The sequence below is a fragment of the Leclercia sp. LSNIH8 genome, from assembly GCF_002920195.1.
In the GTDB taxonomy this organism is placed as follows: Bacteria; Pseudomonadota; Gammaproteobacteria; order Enterobacterales; family Enterobacteriaceae; genus Enterobacter.
Window position 1 is genome coordinate 397210 of record NZ_PQJY01000003.1, and the last position, 18770, is coordinate 415979.

Annotated in this window: 22 protein-coding genes; 13 read left to right on the plus strand and 9 right to left on the minus strand. The window is 57.6% G+C overall.

Going from position 1 to position 18770, the window contains the following annotated elements:
- Position 1 precedes the first annotated feature (1 nt).
- Entirely contained in the window at positions 2 to 946 is a 945-nt protein-coding gene (locus C3406_RS10325) for an L-lactate dehydrogenase (RefSeq protein ID WP_103824433.1), read from the plus strand.
- Positions 947 to 949: 3 nt separating this feature from the next.
- Here C3406_RS10325 and C3406_RS10330 read toward each other — a convergent pair whose 3' ends face one another.
- From C3406_RS10330 to dtnK, 3 genes are read right to left on the minus strand one after another with little or no spacing between them, the layout of a single operon-like run.
- The gene (locus tag C3406_RS10330; RefSeq protein ID WP_103824434.1) at positions 950 to 1711 is read right to left on the minus strand and encodes a DeoR/GlpR family DNA-binding transcription regulator; all 762 of its coding nucleotides are present in this window, start codon (positions 1709 to 1711) and stop codon (positions 950 to 952) included.
- 1 nt (position 1712) lies between these two features.
- The gene (locus tag C3406_RS10335; RefSeq protein ID WP_103824435.1) at positions 1713 to 2699 is read right to left on the minus strand and encodes a D-threonate 4-phosphate dehydrogenase; all 987 of its coding nucleotides are present in this window, start codon (positions 2697 to 2699) and stop codon (positions 1713 to 1715) included.
- Positions 2692 to 3912: a D-threonate kinase gene (dtnK, locus tag C3406_RS10340; RefSeq protein ID WP_103824436.1), complete on the minus strand. Its 1221-nt coding sequence runs from the start codon at positions 3910 to 3912 to the stop codon at positions 2692 to 2694. Before dtnK ends, C3406_RS10335 begins: the two co-directional genes overlap by 8 nt.
- A 169-nt stretch (positions 3913 to 4081) precedes the next feature.
- On the opposite strand from dtnK, the gene C3406_RS10345 reads away from it, so the two are divergent.
- From C3406_RS10345 to C3406_RS10375, 7 genes are all read left to right on the plus strand, one after another.
- Positions 4082 to 5227 carry an iron-containing alcohol dehydrogenase gene (locus C3406_RS10345; protein WP_103824437.1) on the plus strand — a complete coding sequence of 382 codons (1146 nt, stop codon included), beginning with the start codon at positions 4082 to 4084 and terminating at the stop codon, positions 5225 to 5227.
- Between the two features lie 17 nt (positions 5228 to 5244).
- The gene (locus C3406_RS10350) at positions 5245 to 6129 is read left to right on the plus strand and encodes a dihydrodipicolinate synthase family protein (protein WP_103824438.1); all 885 of its coding nucleotides are present in this window, start codon (positions 5245 to 5247) and stop codon (positions 6127 to 6129) included.
- A gap of 77 nt (positions 6130 to 6206) precedes the next feature.
- Positions 6207 to 7619 (plus strand): sodium:solute symporter family protein, encoded by a 1413-nt coding sequence (locus C3406_RS10355; RefSeq protein WP_103824439.1) that lies wholly within the window; start codon positions 6207 to 6209, stop codon positions 7617 to 7619.
- 1 nt (position 7620) lies between these two features.
- On the plus strand, positions 7621 to 8790 hold the full coding sequence (locus C3406_RS10360; protein WP_103824440.1) for a sialidase family protein: 1170 nt from the start codon (positions 7621 to 7623) through the stop codon (positions 8788 to 8790).
- Positions 8787 to 9257: a NanQ anomerase/TabA/YiaL family protein gene (locus C3406_RS10365; protein WP_103824441.1), complete on the plus strand. Its 471-nt coding sequence runs from the start codon at positions 8787 to 8789 to the stop codon at positions 9255 to 9257. Before C3406_RS10360 ends, C3406_RS10365 begins: the two co-directional genes overlap by 4 nt.
- Before the next feature lies 1 nt (position 9258).
- Positions 9259 to 9936 carry an SDR family NAD(P)-dependent oxidoreductase gene (locus C3406_RS10370; protein ID WP_103824442.1) on the plus strand — a complete coding sequence of 226 codons (678 nt, stop codon included), beginning with the start codon at positions 9259 to 9261 and terminating at the stop codon, positions 9934 to 9936.
- Between the two features lie 179 nt (positions 9937 to 10115).
- On the plus strand, positions 10116 to 10652 hold the full coding sequence (locus C3406_RS10375; RefSeq protein WP_103824443.1) for a DUF924 family protein: 537 nt from the start codon (positions 10116 to 10118) through the stop codon (positions 10650 to 10652).
- On the opposite strand, the gene C3406_RS10380 is transcribed toward C3406_RS10375, so the two are convergent.
- Complete coding sequence (locus tag C3406_RS10380; RefSeq protein ID WP_103826484.1) at positions 10649 to 11446, minus strand: PhzF family phenazine biosynthesis protein; 798 nt, start codon at positions 11444 to 11446, stop codon at positions 10649 to 10651. The two genes, C3406_RS10375 and C3406_RS10380, sit on opposite strands and share 4 nt — an antisense overlap.
- Before the next feature lie 17 nt (positions 11447 to 11463).
- Positions 11464 to 12252, minus strand: a complete 789-nt coding sequence (locus C3406_RS10385; protein ID WP_103824445.1) for a PhzF family phenazine biosynthesis protein — start codon at positions 12250 to 12252, stop codon at positions 11464 to 11466.
- Positions 12253 to 12427: 175 nt separating this feature from the next.
- Here C3406_RS10385 and C3406_RS10390 point away from each other — a divergent pair, with 175 nt between their 5' ends.
- Positions 12428 to 13624: a sugar transporter gene (locus tag C3406_RS10390; RefSeq protein WP_103824446.1), complete on the plus strand. Its 1197-nt coding sequence runs from the start codon at positions 12428 to 12430 to the stop codon at positions 13622 to 13624.
- A 39-nt stretch (positions 13625 to 13663) separates the two neighbouring features.
- Here the strand turns inward: C3406_RS10390 and C3406_RS10395 are convergent, their stop codons facing one another.
- A complete protein-coding gene (locus tag C3406_RS10395) occupies positions 13664 to 14329 on the minus strand; it encodes a MarC family NAAT transporter (protein WP_103824447.1) in 666 nt (221 codons plus the stop codon).
- A gap of 257 nt (positions 14330 to 14586) precedes the next feature.
- On the opposite strand from C3406_RS10395, the gene marR reads away from it, so the two are divergent.
- From marR to marB, 3 genes are read left to right on the plus strand one after another with little or no spacing between them, the layout of a single operon-like run.
- The gene (gene marR / locus C3406_RS10400) at positions 14587 to 15021 is read left to right on the plus strand and encodes a multiple antibiotic resistance transcriptional regulator MarR (protein WP_103824448.1); all 435 of its coding nucleotides are present in this window, start codon (positions 14587 to 14589) and stop codon (positions 15019 to 15021) included.
- A gap of 18 nt (positions 15022 to 15039) precedes the next feature.
- Complete coding sequence (marA, locus tag C3406_RS10405) at positions 15040 to 15423, plus strand: MDR efflux pump AcrAB transcriptional activator MarA (RefSeq protein ID WP_139156372.1); 384 nt, start codon at positions 15040 to 15042, stop codon at positions 15421 to 15423.
- 53 nt (positions 15424 to 15476) lie between these two features.
- Complete coding sequence (gene marB / locus C3406_RS10410; RefSeq protein ID WP_103179554.1) at positions 15477 to 15692, plus strand: multiple antibiotic resistance protein MarB; 216 nt, start codon at positions 15477 to 15479, stop codon at positions 15690 to 15692.
- Between the two features lie 32 nt (positions 15693 to 15724).
- On the opposite strand, the gene eamA is transcribed toward marB, so the two are convergent.
- On the minus strand, positions 15725 to 16624 hold the full coding sequence (gene eamA, locus C3406_RS10415; protein WP_103824449.1) for an O-acetylserine/cysteine exporter: 900 nt from the start codon (positions 16622 to 16624) through the stop codon (positions 15725 to 15727).
- Between the two features lie 191 nt (positions 16625 to 16815).
- Here eamA and ydeE point away from each other — a divergent pair, with 191 nt between their 5' ends.
- The gene (ydeE, locus tag C3406_RS10420; protein WP_103824450.1) at positions 16816 to 18009 is read left to right on the plus strand and encodes an efflux MFS transporter YdeE; all 1194 of its coding nucleotides are present in this window, start codon (positions 16816 to 16818) and stop codon (positions 18007 to 18009) included.
- 68 nt (positions 18010 to 18077) lie between these two features.
- On the opposite strand, the gene C3406_RS10425 is transcribed toward ydeE, so the two are convergent.
- Positions 18078 to 18557, minus strand: coding sequence for an Hcp family type VI secretion system effector (locus C3406_RS10425; protein ID WP_103824451.1), 480 nt, complete (start codon positions 18555 to 18557; stop codon positions 18078 to 18080).
- Between the two features lie 17 nt (positions 18558 to 18574).
- The gene (locus C3406_RS26480) at positions 18575 to 18769 is read right to left on the minus strand and encodes a hypothetical protein (protein ID WP_103824452.1); all 195 of its coding nucleotides are present in this window, start codon (positions 18767 to 18769) and stop codon (positions 18575 to 18577) included.
- Between the last annotated feature and the right edge of the window lies 1 nt (position 18770).

The following is an 18770-nucleotide window of genomic DNA, read 5'->3' on the forward strand; positions in this document are numbered from 1 at the left end:
AATGAACACCAAAGCCCGTAAAGTGATGATTATCGGGGCCGGAAACGTCGGCACCTCCGCTGCCTACGCCCTGCTGAACCAGAATATCTGCGAAGAGCTGCTGCTGGTGGATATCAACCAGCCGCGCAGTGAAGGCCACGCCTGGGACCTGGCGGATGCTGCCGCCTATATGCCCGGCATGATGAGCATCTCCACCCGCGAGGCGAGCGACTGTGCCGATGTGGATATCGCGGTGATCACCGTCTCCGGCGGCGCCCTCAAACCGGGCCAGACGCGGCTGGATGAATTGACCGCCACAGCCAGCATTGTGAAGAATATTGTTCCGCAGATGATGGCGGGCGGCTTTAACGGCATCTTTCTGATTGCCACCAACCCGTGCGACATCATCACCTGGCAGGTGTGGCAGCTCTCCGGCCTGCCGCGTAATCAGGTGATCGGCACCGGCGTCTGGCTGGATACCACCCGTCTGCGGCGGACCCTGGCGCAGGCGCTGGATATCGGCGCCCAGAGCATCGACGCCTTTATCCTCGGCGAGCATGGCGATACGCAGTTCCCGGTCTGGTCCCATTCGTCGGTATATGGCTCACCCATTGCCGAGGTATATCAACGCCATACCGGCCAGACGCTGGATTTTGACGAGCTGGCCGAGCGCGTACGCAAACAGGGCTTTGAGATCTATGCCCGCAAGGGCTGCACGGAGTACGGCATCGCCGCCACCATCGCCGAGATCTGCCGCAATATTTTCACCGGCAGCCACCGGGCGCTGGCGATCTCCTGCATTCTGGAGGGTGAGTATGGCGTTGATGGGGTAGCGATTGGCGTGCCCGCGGTGCTGGCCCAGAGCGGCGTTCAGCAGATCATTGAATTAAAACTGGCGGAAGAGGAGCAGCAGAAGTTCCGCCATTCGGTAGAGGTGATTAAGGCCAATATCGCCCGCCTGCCCTGAGCCTTAAGGGGCTAAGGTCAGCGTAGCATCCAGCTGGCTTAAGGTCTGCTGCACATTCTCATCCAGACGTTTATCGGTGACGATATCGGTCAGGGAGTTGAGATGCGCCACATTAAACAGCGACCAGGCGCCATATTTCGTGCTGTCGGCGAGCAGTACGCGGCGTCGGGCGTTGGCAATCAGATCGCGCTTCAGGGCCGCTTTTTCTTCCGTCGGCGAGGTAATGCCGCGCTCCAGATCCCAGCCGTTACAGCTGACAAAAGCGATATCCGGCCAGACGTTCTGCAGCAGGCGGCGGCCATGCTCGCCGATACAGGACTGGCTGGAATCGTCGATGCGCCCGCCAATGATCGTCACCTCGATCTGCTTAAACTCTGACAGAAACAGGGCGATATGCAGATCGCTGGTGATGACGCGCAGCGGCAGATGGGTAAGCTGGCGCGCGAGTTCAATCATGGTGGTGCCCGCATCGAGCACCACCGCGTCACCGGCCTTAACAAAACTGGCGGCGGCGCAGGCGATGGCGTGTTTCTCCGCCAGGCTGCGCTGCATCTTTTCACTGGTGGTGGGCTGGGAAGGGATAAACCGGTTCAGGGTCACGCCACCATGGGTGCGGCTGATGACCCCCTCCTGATCGAGCTTAATCAGATCCCGGCGAATGGTCGCAGGCGAGGCATCCGTTGCCGCCACCAGCTGATCCACTGTCACCAGATTGTGCCCTTTCAGGTAATCCATTATCTGTTCTAACCGGCTATATCCCTTCATATTATTCCCGTGTGATTTGCATCGCTAACTGGATAGAAACCGTCATGCTCTCAGACTTCGCTTTACCTGACCACGCAATGTCAAATGCGGTGCCGTGGTCAGCAGAAGTACGGATAAACGGCAGCCCGGCGGTGATGTTCACCCCGTCGTAAAAACCGAGTAATTTTAACGGAATATGGCCCTGATCGTGATACATCGCCACCACTATGTCGTACATGCCTTCGTGGCACTGCATAAACACCGTATCCGGCGGACACGGCCCGAACACATTCAGCCCCTTCGCCTTCATCGCCTCAACGGCCGGGCCGACAATCTTGATCTCTTCGTCACCAAACAGACCGTTCTCCCCGGCGTGCGGGTTAACCCCGGCCACCGCAATACGCGGATTGGTGTAGCCCACGCGCTTGAGGAAGGTATCGGCAATGCCAATCACGGTTTTTACCCGATCCTGGTTGAGGGTATCAAGGAATTTGCGCAACGCGATGTGGGTGGTGATGTGGATCACCTTCAGCTGATCGGTATAGAGCACCATCGCGTAATCTTTGCTGTCGGTGAGGTGCGCCAGCAGTTCGGTATGACCCGGATAGTGGTGGCCCGCCAGATGCAGCGCCTCTTTGTTCAGCGGCGCGGTGGCAATGGCTTTCACTTCCCCCGCCATCGCCAGCTCGGTGGCGCGACGCACGCAGCGGTAGGCCAGATCCCCCGCCTGCGCCTGTACGACGCCTGGCTGTAACGCTTCGGGGTCCGCCAGCGGCTCATCCAGCACGTTAATGATCGCCGGGCCAAACTGCGCCTCGCTGACGCGGGTAATCACACGTAACTCTGCCGGCGCGGTGATACCTTTTTCCAGCACCCGTTGCAGGGTACGGGCGCAACCCACCACCACGACAGGCGCGCCGGAGAGCTCACCCTCGGTCAGGGATTTGATAATGATTTCCGGGCCGATGCCCGCCGGGTCACCCATCGTTACAGCAATGATATTAGTCACTCATCTTCTCCTCGATAAAATGCAAAACCTCAAGCAGCGTGGTTTCAGTACCAAAACCGCCCGCTTTGGTCATGACTGGCCCCTGCCAGCGACAACCCAAAAATCGACCAAACGGCACGCACTGCGCCACCTGTCCGCGAATGGCAAAACCTTGTGCGTTGAGCGCGCTGGCAACTGCCATCGCCACATCGCCGCCGGAGACATAGAGCGCCGCCGGGCGGCGGGTCTCCAGCGCGTTACGCGTCAGCGCACCCAGAAAGGCGCTGATAGTCTCTCCCAGCGCCGCGCGGTTTAATCCGTGCTGCTGGCAGAGCGTCTCTATCTGATGCCGTGCCTGGGTGTCAGCGCAGGTATGCACCACGCAGTGCTGGCCTGCCGCAAGCGCCTGGGCGATCTGCTGCTGGTATCCCGCCATCGTCCCGTTAAACACATCATTGATATCAATTAATACCGTGCTGACATTGTGCTGGCCGCGCACACGCTGGATCTGCTTTTGCGCAATTTCACTCATCGAACCGATAACCGCCAAGAGCTGGCGCGGCGTGGTAAGACGGCGCGCCAGGGCATCGCACAGCCCGGCGGAGCCCACCAGCAGCGGCTTTTCATCGCAGGCAAACGCCGTGTTGATAATCTGGTCCAGCTCCGCGTCGGTCTGCGCATCCACAATCACCAGACGCGCATCGCTCGCGAGCGCCGTGGCAAGTTCCGCCTGCGTGACCACCCTGCTTTTAAGCCGGGTTTGCTCCGCCAGCACCTTCGCTACCTGCGCGTGGCGCACCGGGGTTTTCGGGTCGCTGGCAAACTCGGTCTCCGTCACCGGCACGCCGTTCACCAGGCAGAGGCCCTCTTCGGTGGTGCGCCCGGCGGCCGGAAATGCCGGGGCGATAATCGCCTGGCCCTTACCGCTGAGCCTCAGCAGCGCCTCTACTTCAGCGCCCGGGTTGCCGCGAAGCGTTGAGTCAATTTTCTTAATCAGCCATTTGGCCGCGTGAACGTCGGTCGCATACTGCGTCAGTTTTTCAGCCGCCTCTGATGCCTTCATCGCCCGGCTATCGCTATTAATAACCAGCGCATCGGTGTCGTCGGTAAAAGGCGTCTGAAACGCCACGCTGACTTTTTTACCGCTTAGCGCCAGGCTCACCCCCGCATCGTTGGCACCGGTAAAGTCGTCGGCGATCACCACGATCTCTCTGTTCAGGTTGTTCACGTTCATCCTCAAAGGTTCGTCGTTCCTGTTAATGATTATATTCAATCATGATTGATTATATGTGAGCAAGATCAAGTTATTCGGTTTGCGAATAAATTATAAATTTAGAGACACGATGACTGTGATTGCCTGTTTTGAGCGAAATCAATCACAGACACAGCAACAGGAGAGCAATGTGTTAACCATTAACAGTACGATAATCAGCGGTGCGGGTGCGATCCCGGCCCTCGCGCCACTGCTGGCAGGCAAGTCGCGCCTTTTACTGGTCACCGACGGTAATATCGCCCGTCTGGAGGCCGCCCGCGCTATCCGCGCCCTGCTGGAAGCCGATAACCGCAGCGTCAGCGTGATTGAGCGCGTGCCGCCAGAGCCCACGCATCACGACGTTCACGCTCTGCTGGCTGACATCAACGATACCGCTTTTGATCTGGTGGTGGGCGTAGGCGGCGGCAGCGTACTGGATGTAGCGAAACTGCTCTCCGTGCTGTGCCATCCGGCCTCGCCGGGGCTGGACGCCCTGCTGGCAGGTGAAAAACCGACCCAGCGCCTTGCTTCATTATTGATTCCCGCCAGCGCCGGTACCGGCTCCGAAGCCACGCCGAACGCGATCCTCGCCATTCCAGAGCAGAGCACCAAAATCGGCATCATCTCCCCGGTACTGCTGCCCGATTACGTGGCGCTGCTGCCGGAACTCACCACCAGCATGCCGCCGCACATCGCCTCGTCGACCGGGATCGACGCCCTGTGCCACCTGATCGAGTGCTTTACCGCCACCGTCGCGAATCCGGTGAGCGATAACGCAGCGCTGATTGGTCTGCGCAAGCTGGTCAATAACATCGAAACCGCCTGCGCCGAGCCGCACAACCTGGCGGCGAAGCTCGAAATGCTGTGGGCGTCCTACTACGGCGGCGTGGCCATTGCCCATGCCGGGACCCATCTGGTGCATGCCCTTTCCTATCCGCTGGGCGGCAAATATCACCTGCCGCATGGGGTGGCGAACGCCATCCTGTTAGCGCCCTGCATGCGCGTGGTGCGCCCGGACGCGGTGGAAAAATTTGCCCAGGTGTGGGATCTGGTGCCGGGCGCCGATACCTCCCTGTCGATGGAAGCGAAATCCCACGCGCTGGTGGAGTGGTTTGCCGCCCTGGTGCGCCGCCTGAACTTACCGGACAACCTCGAGACGCTGGGCGTCCCGCGGGATGATATCGCTTCCCTGAGCGATGCCGCCCTGAACGTAAAACGCCTGATGAATAACGCCCCGCGTCAGGTCAGCCATGCCGAGGTACAGGGTATTTACCAGACCCTGTTCCCCGAACGTTAATATCGAAGGAGTGAATAATGCGTAACAAGATTGAAGGCGTGCTGACGGCGATCGTCACCCCCTTTACGGACGACGGCGCCCTGCATCTGCCGGGGCTGAAACGCCAGATCCAGCGTCAGCTGGCGGCGGGTAACGGCATTTTCTGTGGCGGCACCAACGGGGAGTTTTTCGTGCTGACCGAAGAGGAAAAAGTGGCCGTCACCCGCGCCTGCGTGGAAGAGGTCGCCGGGCGTGCGCCGGTGGTGTCGCATATCGGGGAGATCTCCACCCGCGCCACTATTCGTCTCGGCAAGCAAATTGAAACCCTCGGCGTGGATGCCGTCTCGGTGATCACCCCATGGTTTGTTCCCTTGACCCAGGCAGAACTGATTACCCATTACACCGCTATCGCCGATGCCCTGACGGTGCCGGTATTTCTCTACAACATCCCGGCGCGCACCGGCAATACCATCGAGCCGCAAACTGCGCGGGTGCTGGCTTCGCACCCGAACATCATCGGCATTAAGGACAGCGCAGGCAGCTACGAGAGCCTGAGCGGATTCCTGAAAGCCGTAGCGGATATCGACGATTTTGACGTGCTCAACGGCCCCGATTCGCTCATCCATCAGGGCTTTGTTGAGGGCTGCTCTGCTTGCATTTCCGGGCTGGCGAACGTGGCGCCGGAGGCGATCAACGCCATCTGGACGCGTTTCCATGCGGGCGATATTGAGGGCTCGCGTCGGGCGCAGGATGGCGTGACTGAACTGCGCACGAATCTGTATAAAGTGGCCTTCTCTCCGGCGGCGGTAAAAAAAGCGCTGCAGGTGATGGGTGAAGAGGTGGGTGAAAGCCGCTACGCGGTGGCTTTCGATGCGCAACAGACTGAACAGATCCGCCAGATAGTGACGAAGTCACTGCAGTAACCGGCGTTTGATTTCGTCCATAAGAATACCGGGCACCGGGTGTGCCCAGGTTTCCTACGCCCTGAAGAGAGGCAAAGATGAACAATTTTACCGCTGAAGATACCCTGATCATCGTAGGCATCGTGATTGTCTACATCCTGTTTACCACCTGGCTGACCTTCCGGTTACGCAGTAAAAACACCGGTGATTTTATGGAAGGCTCCCGGGCGATGCCGGCCTTTATCGTCGGGATCCTGCTGATGTCTGAATATATCGGTGCCAAGTCCACCATCGGGACCGCCCAGGCGGCGTTCGAGGATGGTTTTGCCGCCTCCTGGTCGGTGATTGGCGCAGCCATCGGCTTCCCGCTGTTCGGCCTGCTGCTGGTGAAACGCATTTATAACACCGGCAAAATCACCATCTCTGGGGCGATTGCCGAAAAGTACGGCACCAGCACCAAAAACATCATCTCCATCATCATGATCTACGCCCTGCTGCTGGTAAACGTCGGTAACTATGTCTCCGGCGCGGCGGCGATCTCCACCGTGCTGAAGGTCAATCTTCCGGTCGCGGCGTTTATTACCGCCATTGTCAGTACCTTCTACTTCGCCTTTGGCGGTATGAAGGGCGTGGCCTGGGTAACGCTGCTGCACAGCGCCCTGAAGTATTTCGGCATCCTGGCGATCATGGGCTTCGCGCTCTCTAAAACCGGCGGCTTTACGCCCATGATTGAGCAGATGCCGAGCTACTACTGGACCTGGGATGGCAACATTGGTGCCAGCACCATCTTTGCCTGGCTGATTGGCACCATTGGTTCCATCTTCTGTACCCAGTTCGTTATCCAGGCTATTTCGTCCACCAAAGATGTGAAATCAGCTAAACGCTCCACCTGGGTCGCCTTCTTCTTCTGTCTGCCGATTGCCCTGGCGATTGCGGTGATTGGCGTGGCGGCGAAGTATCTGCACCCGGAGATCGACAGCCTCTACGCCATGCCTATCTTCCTGCAGGATATGAATCCGTGGCTGGCTGGCCTGGTGACAACGTCACTTGTGGCGTCGATTTTTGTCAGCGTGAGTACCGTGGCGCTGGCTATCGCCTCGCTGGTGGTGAAAGATTTCTATGTACCCTACCGCAACCCGACCCCGGAGCAGGAGTTTAAAGCGACCCGCTGGCTATCGCTGCTGATTGGCTTCCTGCCGCTGATCTTCGTCCTGCTGGTACCGGAAGTGCTGAAGCTGTCGTTCTTCACTCGCGCCATTCGTCTGTCGATTTCGGTGGTGGCGGTGATCGCCTTCTACGCCCCGTTCTTCAAAAGTACCCGCGGTGCCAACGCTGGCCTGATTGGCGCCTGCGTGATGACCTCGCTGTGGTATCTGCTGGGCGACCCGTTTGGTATTAACAATATGTACATCGCGCTGATCACCCCGGCGGTGATTATGGTTCTCGACCGCATCATCCCAAATAAAGCGGATCGCAAAGCGCATGCCCCTGTTCAACATAATGGAGTCTGATATGTCTGTAACCGTAACCCGTGACGGGATTGTTCGCCCGCAGCCAGAGGATGCCCGCGTGGAAACAGCGATGCTGCCCTCTTCCTGCCCGCAGAACCACGCAGCCAATCTGCTGCCGCTGCCGGATGGCACCCTGATGTGCGTCTGGTTCGGCGGCACCCAGGAAGGGATCGCTGATATTTCGGTGTGGGGGTCGCGCCTGGCCCCCGGCAGCAATCAGTGGAGCGAGGCGGTGAAGCTCTCCGACGACGCCAGCCGCTCGGAGCAGAACCCGGTCCTGTTCCTGGCCCCTGACAACGTGCTGTGGCTGCTGTGGACCGCGCAGATCTCCGGCAACCAGGATACCGCCATCGTGCGCTACCGCAAGTCTGAGGATCTGGGCCAGAGCTGGGGGGAGATCGCCACCCTGCTCGATAAGCCCGGCACCTTTATTCGCCAGCCCATCGTGGTGCTGGAGAACGGCAACTGGCTGCTGCCGGTCTTCTACTGCCGCACTAAGCCGGGCGAAAAATGGGTGGGTAACGACGACATCAGCGCGGTGAAAATCTCGGAAGATCAGGGGAAACGCTGGCGCGATGTCGAGGTGCCGGAGAGCCTGGGCTGCGTGCATATGAACATTACGGCGCTGAAAAACGGCAATCTGGTGGCGCTGTATCGTAGCCGTTGGGCGGATAATATCTACATCAGCCAGTCGCTGGACAACGGCGAAAGCTGGTCGGTGCCGGAGCCGACTGAATTGCCGAACAACAACTCGTCGATTCAGGTCACCACCCTTGCGAGCGGCGAGCTGGCGCTGGTGTTCAACCACATGAGCGCGGCGGGGGCGCTGGAGCGCCGCGCCTCGCTGTATGACGAGATCGACGACGGCGACGGGCGTAAAGAGCCGGAAGTGACCGATGGCCGCGCCGCGTTCTGGGGCGCACCGCGCGCGCCGATGACGGTGGCAATCTCCAACGACGGCGGGAAAAGCTGGGCCTGGCAGCGCAATCTCGATGAAGGCGACGGCTACTGCATGACCAACAACTCGCTGGAGAAGCTCAACCGTGAGTTCTCCTATCCCAGCATCAAGCAGAGCTCCGACGGCACGCTGCATATCGCCTACACCTATTTCCGTCAGGCGATCAAATATGTGCGCATATCGCCGGAATGGGTCAAGGAGTCGCAACAGTGATTATCGGTCACCTTAACGCCCTGCCGCTGGCAGGGCTGCCCTGCGCTCTCCGTGAGATCCTCCATCGCCCGGAGTGCACTCTGGCGGCGCTGACTGCCCGGGATGACGGACGCTGGCAGCCGGAAGGCTGTTCGTGGTTCTGCCATATCGGCCCGGCGCAGACCCAGCCGCAGGACGAGCGCCATACTGAATATCACCATCAGTGGGCCGATATTCAGGTGGTGCTGGCGGGTGAAGAGATCATTAACGCCGGCATGCAGTCGCTGGCCCAGGCGGGCGATGAAGAGCGCAAGCCGGATCTCTTTATCGCTCCCGGCGCGGTGCATCCGGTGAGTATCACCCTGCGCACCGGTGATTTTGCGGTGTTCCTGCCCGGGGAACCCCATCAGGCATTATGTGCCGTGGATGAACCCATGACCGTGCGCAAGGCGGTGTTTAAAGTGCCGCGCGCGCTGCTGGAGGGGTGATATGCGTTCAGCCATCGTCACGGGAGCCAGCTCCGGCATCGGCGAAGCGATCGTTAACCGCCTGCTGGCCGAGGGCTGGCAGGTAACGGGCATCAGCCGTCGCGGTGTGGACAACGCTCATCCGAACTTCACCAGCCTGAGCGTCGATTTAAGTGACGCTGTCACGATTTCTGCCGCGCTTAACGCCCTTCCGGTGCCACAGGCGATTATTCACGCCGCTGGGATGATGGCTGCCGCCCCGCTCGGTGAGCTGGATCCGGCAGTCAGCGCCCGCCTGTGGGGGCTGCATATTCACGCCGCCGAGATCCTGTTCAACCACTTTGCCCCACGGATGAGCGCCGGTGGACGCTTGGTGGCTATCGGTAGCCGTACCTCTCGCGGCGCCGCGGGCCGGTCGCAGTATGTCGCCACCAAAGCGGCACTGGTAGGCATGGTGCGCAGCTGGGCGGCAGAGCTGGCGCCGCGGGGGATCACCGCCAACGTGGTCGCGCCGGGGGCAACCCAGACGCCGATGCTGAGCGCGCCAGGGCGGGAAACGTCACCGCCAAAAGTACCGCCGATGGGGAGGCTCATCGCCCCGGAAGAGGTGGCGGCAATGGTGAATTACCTGCTTAGCGCCGAGGCCGCGCCCATCACCGGGCAGGAGCTGGTGCTGTGCGGGGGGGCGTCGTTGGGGTAGATTGTGCGGCCTTTAGCCGGGTGGCGGCTACGCCTTACCCGGCCTACGGGGGGTTGTAGGCCCGTGCAAGCGCAGCGCCACCGGGCGATGCCGACGAGGGTAATGTGTGCCCCTCTCCCACAGAGAGTGAGCAACAATTGTGCTACGTTTTAACCACTATCCCCAACGCCGGAGCTGCCATGGAATACACCCCGCTTCTTGAATTCTGGTTTCACGACCAACACCAGGCGCTCTGGTTTTCCCGTAACGATGATTTTGACGCCCAGTGCAAACATCGCTTCTACCCGTTGTGGCAGGCCGCCTGCCGGGGGGAGCTATTTCACTGGCGGGAGAGGCCGCACGGACGGCTGGCGGAAATTATTTTGCTGGATCAGCTTTCGCGTAACCTGAACCGCAACGATCCCCGTGCCTGGCAGCAGGATGGTATGGCCCTGATTCTGGCTCAGGAGCTGGTTTATCAGCCGATGTGGCATGAACTGGACAGCAACCAAAAGGGCGTCTCGCTACTGCCGATGATGCATGCGGAATCACGGGTCATTCATCAGGAAGCAGAGCGGCTGTTTACCGCCCTGAATGAGCCGGGCTTTCTTAGTGCGGAAATCAAACACCAGGCGATTATTGCGCGCTTTGGCCGCTATCCGCACCGCAACAGCATTATGGGAAGAAGCTCCACCCCTGAAGAGGTGGAGTGGTTAAAGCACAACAAAGGCTTCTAAAGCGTGCGGAGGAACACGGTGCCTTTCAGATAGAGCGCCGCCTGGCCACCAATCAACACCCGGTCGCCCTTCAGCTCGCAGCGCAGATCGCCCCCGCGGGCGGAGACCTGGCGAGCCTGCATCGCGGTTTTACCCAGCTTCTCACTCCAGTACGGGATCAGCATGCTGTGGGCGGAGCCCGTAACCGGATCTTCCGCCACCCCTTCGCCCGGGCAGAAGAAGCGGCTGACAAAGTCATACTCATCCCCCGGGGCGGTGACGCAGACCATCTTACCCAGCGGCATCATGCCGTCGATATCCGGGGTTAGGGCCTCAACCTGCTGCTGGTTTTCCAGCACTACCATATAATCGCGCCCTGCCCGCACCTCTTTCGCCTCGCGGATACCCAGGGTGCTGAACAGCAGTTCGGGTGGGTTTTCCACCACCTCACAACCCCATGCAGGGAAGTCCAGCGTCAGCCAGTCGCCGCTGCGCTTAACCCGCAGTTCGCCGACAAAGCGGGTTGAGAAGACGATCTCCGTGTGCGGGTAGTCGAGATACTCAAAAATCACGTGGGCGCTGGCAAGCGTGGCGTGGCCACAAAGGTTAATTTCGTACTGCGTGGTAAACCAGCGCAGCTCAAAGCCCGCATCGGTGCGCACGAAAAACGCGGTTTCCGACTGGTTATGCTGCTGTGCCATCTTTAACAGAACCTCATCCGGCAGCCACGCCTCCAGAGGGCAAACGGCTGCAGGATTCCCACCAAATGCGCGGTCGCTAAACGCATCGACCAGATAGTATGCTATTTCTTTCATTGGGTTAACCCTTGTTATTAGCGTAAAAATAGATGACCTTTCATGTAGAGCGATGCTTTGCCGCTCATCAGCACCCGGTCGCCCTTCAGTTCACAACGCACATCGCCACCCCTCGCAGAGACCTGGCGGGCAAACAGCGAGGTTTTGTTCAGCTTTTCACTCCAGTAGGGGATCAGCATGGTATGCGCCGAGCCGGTGACCGGATCTTCCCACAATGCCACGCCCGGCGAGAAAAAGCGGCTGACAAAATCGTATTCGCCCTCGCCCCGGGCGGTAATCGACACTTTGTGCTCGCCGGGGGTCATGGCCTGAATATCAGGCGTAACCGCCTCAACCTGTTGACGGTTTTCCAGCACCAGCACCCAGGCGCGCCCCTTACGGGCCTCGACATAGCGGTCAATCCCCAGCGCATGGAGCATCTCTGGCGGTGGGGTCTGGGCCTCCGTCGGACAGGCCGGGAAATCGAGGATTAACCAGTCACCGTCGCGGCTGACGGTGAGCCTGCCGGAAGCAGTATCAAAATGGATCCGGGCATCGGGATAGTCCATCTCGTTAAATAATACCCAGGCGGTAGCAAGCGTCGCGTGGCCGCAGAGGTTGACCTCGCCGTGGGTGGTAAACCAGCGCAGCTCGATGCCACCTTTATGGCGCACAAAAAAGGCGGTCTCCGACTGGTTATGCTCCTGCGTCATCTTCAGCAGCGTCTCGTCCGGCAACCACTCCGCGAGGGGGCACACTGCCGCCGGATTACCGCCAAATGCGCTATCGCTAAACGCATCAACGAGATAAAACTCAATTTCCTGCATCGCTCTACCTACTGTTAACTTAATGTTGCATCCTATATTCATGGAAAATAACCGATTTCACCAGCGATTACTTTGCCACCACAGTGAGATCTGCATCACAAAATGATTGTATTTCCATCAGTGATGGTTTTAAGATCAAAACACCTCATATACGTAACCGATCCCTGACATTCCTATGACAACCAACACAGTTTCCCGCCGGGTCGCATGGCTACGGGTGGTGACGCTCGCCGTCGCCGCGTTTATCTTTAACACCACGGAGTTCGTCCCTGTCGGGTTGCTTTCGGACATCGCCAGCAGCTTCGGCATGGAGACGGCGCAGGTGGGGATCATGCTCACCATTTACGCCTGGGTGGTGGCGCTGATGTCGCTCCCCTTTATGCTGCTCACCAGCCAGATTGAGCGCCGCGCGTTGCTGATCGGCCTGTTCGTGCTGTTTATCGCCAGCCATGTGCTGTCGTTCCTGGCATGGAACTTTACGGTACTGGTGATAAGCCGGATCGGGATTGCGTTTGCCCACGCCATTTTCTGGTCGATTACCGCCTCGCTGGCTATCCGTCTGGCCCCTGCCGGGAAACGCGCTCAGGCGCTGAGCCTGCTGGCGACCGGCACCGCGCTGGCAATGGTGCTCGGGCTGCCGCTGGGCCGCATTGTCGGGCAGTATTTTGGCTGGCGTACCACCTTTTTCATTATCGGCCTCGGGGCGCTGTTCACTCTGCTGTGTCTGATCAAACTGTTGCCGAAACTGCCGAGCGAGCACTCCGGCTCCCTGAAAAGCCTGCCGCTGCTGGTACGTCGCCCTGCGCTGATGAGCCTCTATCTGCTGACGGTCGTGGTGGTGACGGCCCACTACACCGCCTACAGCTATATCGAGCCGTTTGTGCAGTCGGTTGCCGGATTCAGCGCCCGCTTTGCCACGGTACTGCTGTTGCTGTTGGGCGGCGCCGGCATTATCGGCAGTCTGCTGTTCGGTAAGCTCGGCAACCGTCACGCCTCTACGCTTGTCAGCAGCGCCATTGGCCTGCTGCTGGCGTGTCTGCTGCTTCTGCTTCCCGCCTCCGGGAGCGAAATGCATCTGGCGCTGCTGAGCCTTGTCTGGGGCGTGGCGATCATGATTATCGGTCTTGGGATGCAGGTGAAAGTGCTGGCGCTGGCGCCCGATGCCACCGACGTGGCGATGGCGCTCTTTTCCGGCATTTTCAATCTGGGGATTGGCGCAGGTGCGCTGGTGGGGAATCAGATAAGCCTGCATCTGTCGATGGCATCAATTGGCTATCTGGGGGCGATACCGGCGCTGGCGGCGTTAATCTGGTCGGTACTGATTTTCCGCAAATGGCCCGTCGCACTGGAAGAGCAGCCCCATCACGGCTAGCGAGGCGACCGGGTGGCAGAATGCCACCCGGTTCAATGATTAGGGGTAAGTCTGGATAATTTCCAGCACGCCGTTAATGATAAACTGCACGCCCATGCAGACCAGCAGGAAGCCCATCAGGCGGGAGATCGCTTCGATACCATCTTTGCCCACCCAGCGCATAATGGCGCCGGAGCTGCGCAGACAGCCCCACAGGATCACGCCGATAAGGGCGAAGATCAGCGGCGGCGCAAGCATCACCACCCACTCCGGAAAAGTTGACCCGCTGCGCACCGTTGAGGCGGAGCTGATGATCATCGCAATGGTCCCCGGCCCTGCGGTGCTTGGCATCGCCAAAGGCACAAAGGCGATATTCGGCACCTCTTTACCCGGCCTCTCCTCAAGCGCGTCCTGCGCGTCGGTGGTATCCGTCGCTTTTTGCGCCGGGAACAGCATTCTGAAGCCGATAAAAGCAACGATCAGCCCACCCGCGATACGCAGGCCGGGAATAGAGATCCCGAAGGTGTTCATGACCAGCTGCCCGGCGTAGTACGCCACCATCATGATCGCGAAGACGTATACGGATGCCATTAGCGACTGGTGGTTACGTTGCTCACGGTTCATATCGCCCGCCAGACCCAGGAACAGCGCAACGGTAGTTAACGGGTTAGCCAGCGGCAGCAATACCACCAGCCCAAGCCCAATTGCTTTAATTAAATCAACCATTTTACTGAGTTGTCCTTATCAAAATTTAACCGGGCAAGTATAAGGTTAAACCGCCTGTTTCAGCCACGCACACATCGTAAGTAATATTTTCGTTACGGAATCAATTTATTCTGGTGATGGATAGAACGACAAAACGGGCAAAAACTTGATCTGAATCGCTTTAGCAAATCGTGTCATAAGCAAATGCATTCAGTTGACTTATAGTTGCCTGAGCAATAATATCTGCCGTGATTAAACTACTTGCCAGGGCAACCATTGTGAAAAGCACCAGTGACCTCTTCAACGAAATCATTCCGCTGGGTCGCCTTATCTATATGGTTAACCAGAAGAAAGATCGCCTGCTCAATGACTATCTGTCGCCGCTGGATATCACCGCTACGCAGTTTAAAGTGCTCTGTTCTGTGCGCTGCGAAGGGTGTATTACCCCGGTTGAGCTGAAGAAAATCTTATCTGTGGACCTCGGCGCGCTGACCCGAATGATCGATCGGCTGGTCTGCAAAGGGTGGATTGAACGCCGCCCGAATCCAAATGACAAACGCGGCGTGCTGTTGCAACTGACCAGCAACGGCGCGGAAATGTGTGAAAAATGTCATCAATTAGTAGGACAAGAGCTGCACCAGGAACTAACAAAAAACTTAACGGCGGACGAAGTGGCAACTCTTGAGCGTTTGCTTAAGAAAATCCTGCCGTAAACAGAAAGAGGTATGACGATGTCCAGACGCAATACTGACGCCATCACTATTCATAGCATTTTGGACTGGATCGAAGATAACCTGGAGTCACCGCTCTCGCTTGAAAAAGTGTCTGAGCGCTCAGGTTACTCAAAATGGCACCTGCAACGGATGTTTAAAAAAGAGACCGGCCACTCATTAGGCCAGTACATCCGCAGCCGCAAATTAACGGAAATCGCACAGAAGCTGAAGGAAAGTAACGAGCCGATCCTGTATCTGGCTGAGCGTTACGGGTTTGAATCGCAACAGACCCTGACCCGCACGTTCAAGAACTACTTCGATGTGCCACCGCATAAATACCGTATTACCAATATGCATGGGGAATCCCGGTATCTGCTTCCGATCAATCACTGTAACTGCTAATCGCCTGTATTAAGAGCCTGGTGGGTTAGGCTCTAAGACGTATCGAGGAAATCATGAAACTATTCGCTTCCGCCGCCTTTACCGCTTTGGTGCTGGTCTCAGGCCAGAGTTTTGCGGAGCAAACGCCATCCGTGCCGCAGCCACACAGCCGCGACACGATGATTCTGCCGACCGCTAACGGTCAGTCGCCTCACGATTTTAACCATATGGGCGCAGGCAGCGACAAATCCGACGAATTAGGGGTGCCGTACTACAATCAGCACAATTAATTCGTTTTGCCCCGCCCGCGCGGGGCTTTTTTTTAGCTTCTCACCCGCGCTGTCCGGCGCAAGCGAAAACCAAAGACATTAATATAGAGCCCTGCCATCACCAGAATTGCCCCTGCAAGTTGCAATGCGCCGAGCTTTTCATCCAACAGCAGCGCCGCGCTGGCGATCCCCACCACCGGTACTAACAGCGACAGCGGCGCCACCCGCCAGGTTTCGTAGCGTCCGAGCAGTGAGCCCCAGATGCCATAGCCGATAATGGTGGCGACAAAGGCCAGGTAGAAAAGCGACAAAATGGTGGTGAGATCGAGAGTGACCAGGCTGTTAAGCATGACCGTCGGGCCATCCATCAGCCAGGAGGCCAGCATAAAGGGCACAATCGGAATAAGCGCGCTCCACACCACCAGCGACATCACCGCCGGACGCGTCTCCAGCTGCATGATCTTTTTGTTGAAAATGTTGCCGCAGGCCCAGCTGAATGCCGCCGCCAGTGTCAGTAAAAAGCCCAGCAGCGCGACGTGCTGCCCGTTGAGGCTGGCCTCTGCCAGCACCAGCACGCCGACGACGGCCAGAGCGATCCCCGCCAGCTGCTTACCCTGCAGCCGCTCGCCAAACACCATTGCTCCAAGGATGATGGTAAAGAATGCCTGCGCCTGCAGCACCAGGGAAGCCAGCCCGGCAGGCATGCCGAAGTTAATGGCGCAAAACAGAAAGGCAAACTGACCAAAGCTGATGGTCAGACCGTAGCCCAGCAACAGACGAAACGGGATTTTCGGGCGCGCGACAAAAAAGAGCGCCGGGAAGGCTACCAGCAGAAAGCGTAAACCGGCCAGCATCAGCGGGGGCATATTGTGCAGCCCGACTTTGATCACCACAAAATTCAGTCCCCAAACCACCACGACCAGCAACGCCAGCAGCCCGTCTTTGCGCGTCATACCCTGCCCCTGTTTATTAAATTTTTGTAAACACTTATCAAAGTAACGAAAAAAACGGGCGAGGAACAGATCATTAATTCTGACAGGCAGGCAAAGCACTTAGGGATAAATTGGGTGCTATACAAGATGCTTATGGCGTGATAATCCTGATAGATATTACAAAAATTTACATGCATTTGTCGGGCAGGAAAATGAAACAGTCTCTCAGGCGTTCAACCGCAGCGCTGCTGGCCTCATCGCTATTACTCACCATTGGCCGCGGCGCCACGCTGCCGTTTATGACCATCTATTTAACCCGCGTCTTCAACATGAGCGTGGAGAATATTGGTTATGCCCTGACGGTGGCCCTGACGATTGGCGTGGTCTTCAGCTTAGGGTTTGGCATTCTGGCCGACAAGTTCGATAAAAACCGCTATATGCTGATCGCCATTACGGCAGTGGCGTTGGGCTTCCTGGCGATCCCGCTGGTGGATAATGCAGTCATGGTGGTGCTGGCATTCTCGCTCATCAACTGCGCCTATTCGGTCTTTTCCACGGTGCTGAAGGCGTGGTTTTCCGATGTGCTGAGCCCGGCGGAAAAGGCGCGCGTTTTCTCGTTAAACTACAGTTTTCTGAACATTGGCTGGACCATTGGACCGCCGCTGAGCACGCTGCTGGTGATGTACAGCCTGCAACTGCCGTTCTGGGTTGCCGCCTTTTGCGCTGCGCTGCCGTTAGTGCTGGTGCAGCGGTACGTGCAGAAAAGCGTGGCGGCCGACGGTGAAAACGCCCCGGTGCCATGGCAGCCGTCAGTGCTGCTTCGTGACCGGGCACTGTTCTGGTACACCCTTTCGGGGCTGCTGGCCTCCTACGTGGGCGGCTCATTCGCCAGCTGTATCTCTCAGTATGTGCTGGCGGCCGATTACGACAGCGATTTTGCCCAAAAGGTGGTGGCCGTGGTGCTGCCGGTGAATGCCGCGCTGGTGGTCTCCCTGCAATACATCATTGGTCGTAAACTGTCGGCGCGTAATATTCGCCCGCTGATGACCTTGGGCACCCTATTTTTCGTACTGGGTCTGGCAGGGTTTATGCTCTCCGGCGAGAATCTGGTCTACTGGGGTATTGCCGCGGCGGTGTTTACCATCGGCGAAATTATTTATGCGCCAGGTGAATATATGCTGATCGACAACATCGCCCCGCCGGGCATGAAGGCCAGCTACTTCTCCGCCCAGGCCCTTGGCTGGCTGGGTGCGGCGTTTAACCCGATGATCACCGGGCTGATCCTGACCCATCTTCCACACTGGTCGCTGTTTGTGATCATGATGGTCGCCATTGTGCTGGCGTGGATGATGATTTTGCGCGGGATGCGGATGAAGGCGTGGGATGAATTACCTCGTGTAGCTTAAGAGCAGCGCCCGGCGACGCGGCGCTTGCCGGGCCAGTCTGAATAACACTGGAGCTTAATGTTCACATTTTACGCGAATACACGATGGTTCCAGCTATCTTCGTAGAGAATATTTCCATCGATGTACTTCCACAGAATCTTTTCATACCGTAATTCAATATCTTCAAGGTGCGTGCTTGTCATACCACTGGGATGCAAATTCGGCGTAATGGCACAAATTTTGACGTTTTCCATGACAATATTGAAATACTCTACCTCAATACCAGCGTCGTTGGTTTGATACATCTTCAGCGTTGCTGTTTTTAATGTACGGCCTTCGCAAAGTGCCCGAAACAGCAATGGCGTCGTTCTATCAAACTCTTTCTGGACTTTTACAGGAGTATGAAGTCTGGTCCCACTTAGTTTACCCGTATTTGGATCCGAGGGTAACCAAACATGATGACTAACAGACCGCAGTTCAATAGAACCAAGTCGGGCAGGCATAAGACAAGGACCAACTATGGGTGAACCGTTGTCATCCGTAAGCCATAAATGTGCGGGGTTAGACATATTTTATATCCTCTCTATTACTTTTTAAATTTAAACCAGAGAAAAACGTGAAAACCAATAAGAAATAAAATGAATAATCCTGTTAACTCGATGGCAACATCAGGAAAGTGAGAGACAGCGAACATAGCAAATACAACAATTGATAAACAAAATCCCCATCCCCATAGAAACAGGACAAACTCTTCTTTCAACCATTTTTTTAAGAACCGCATA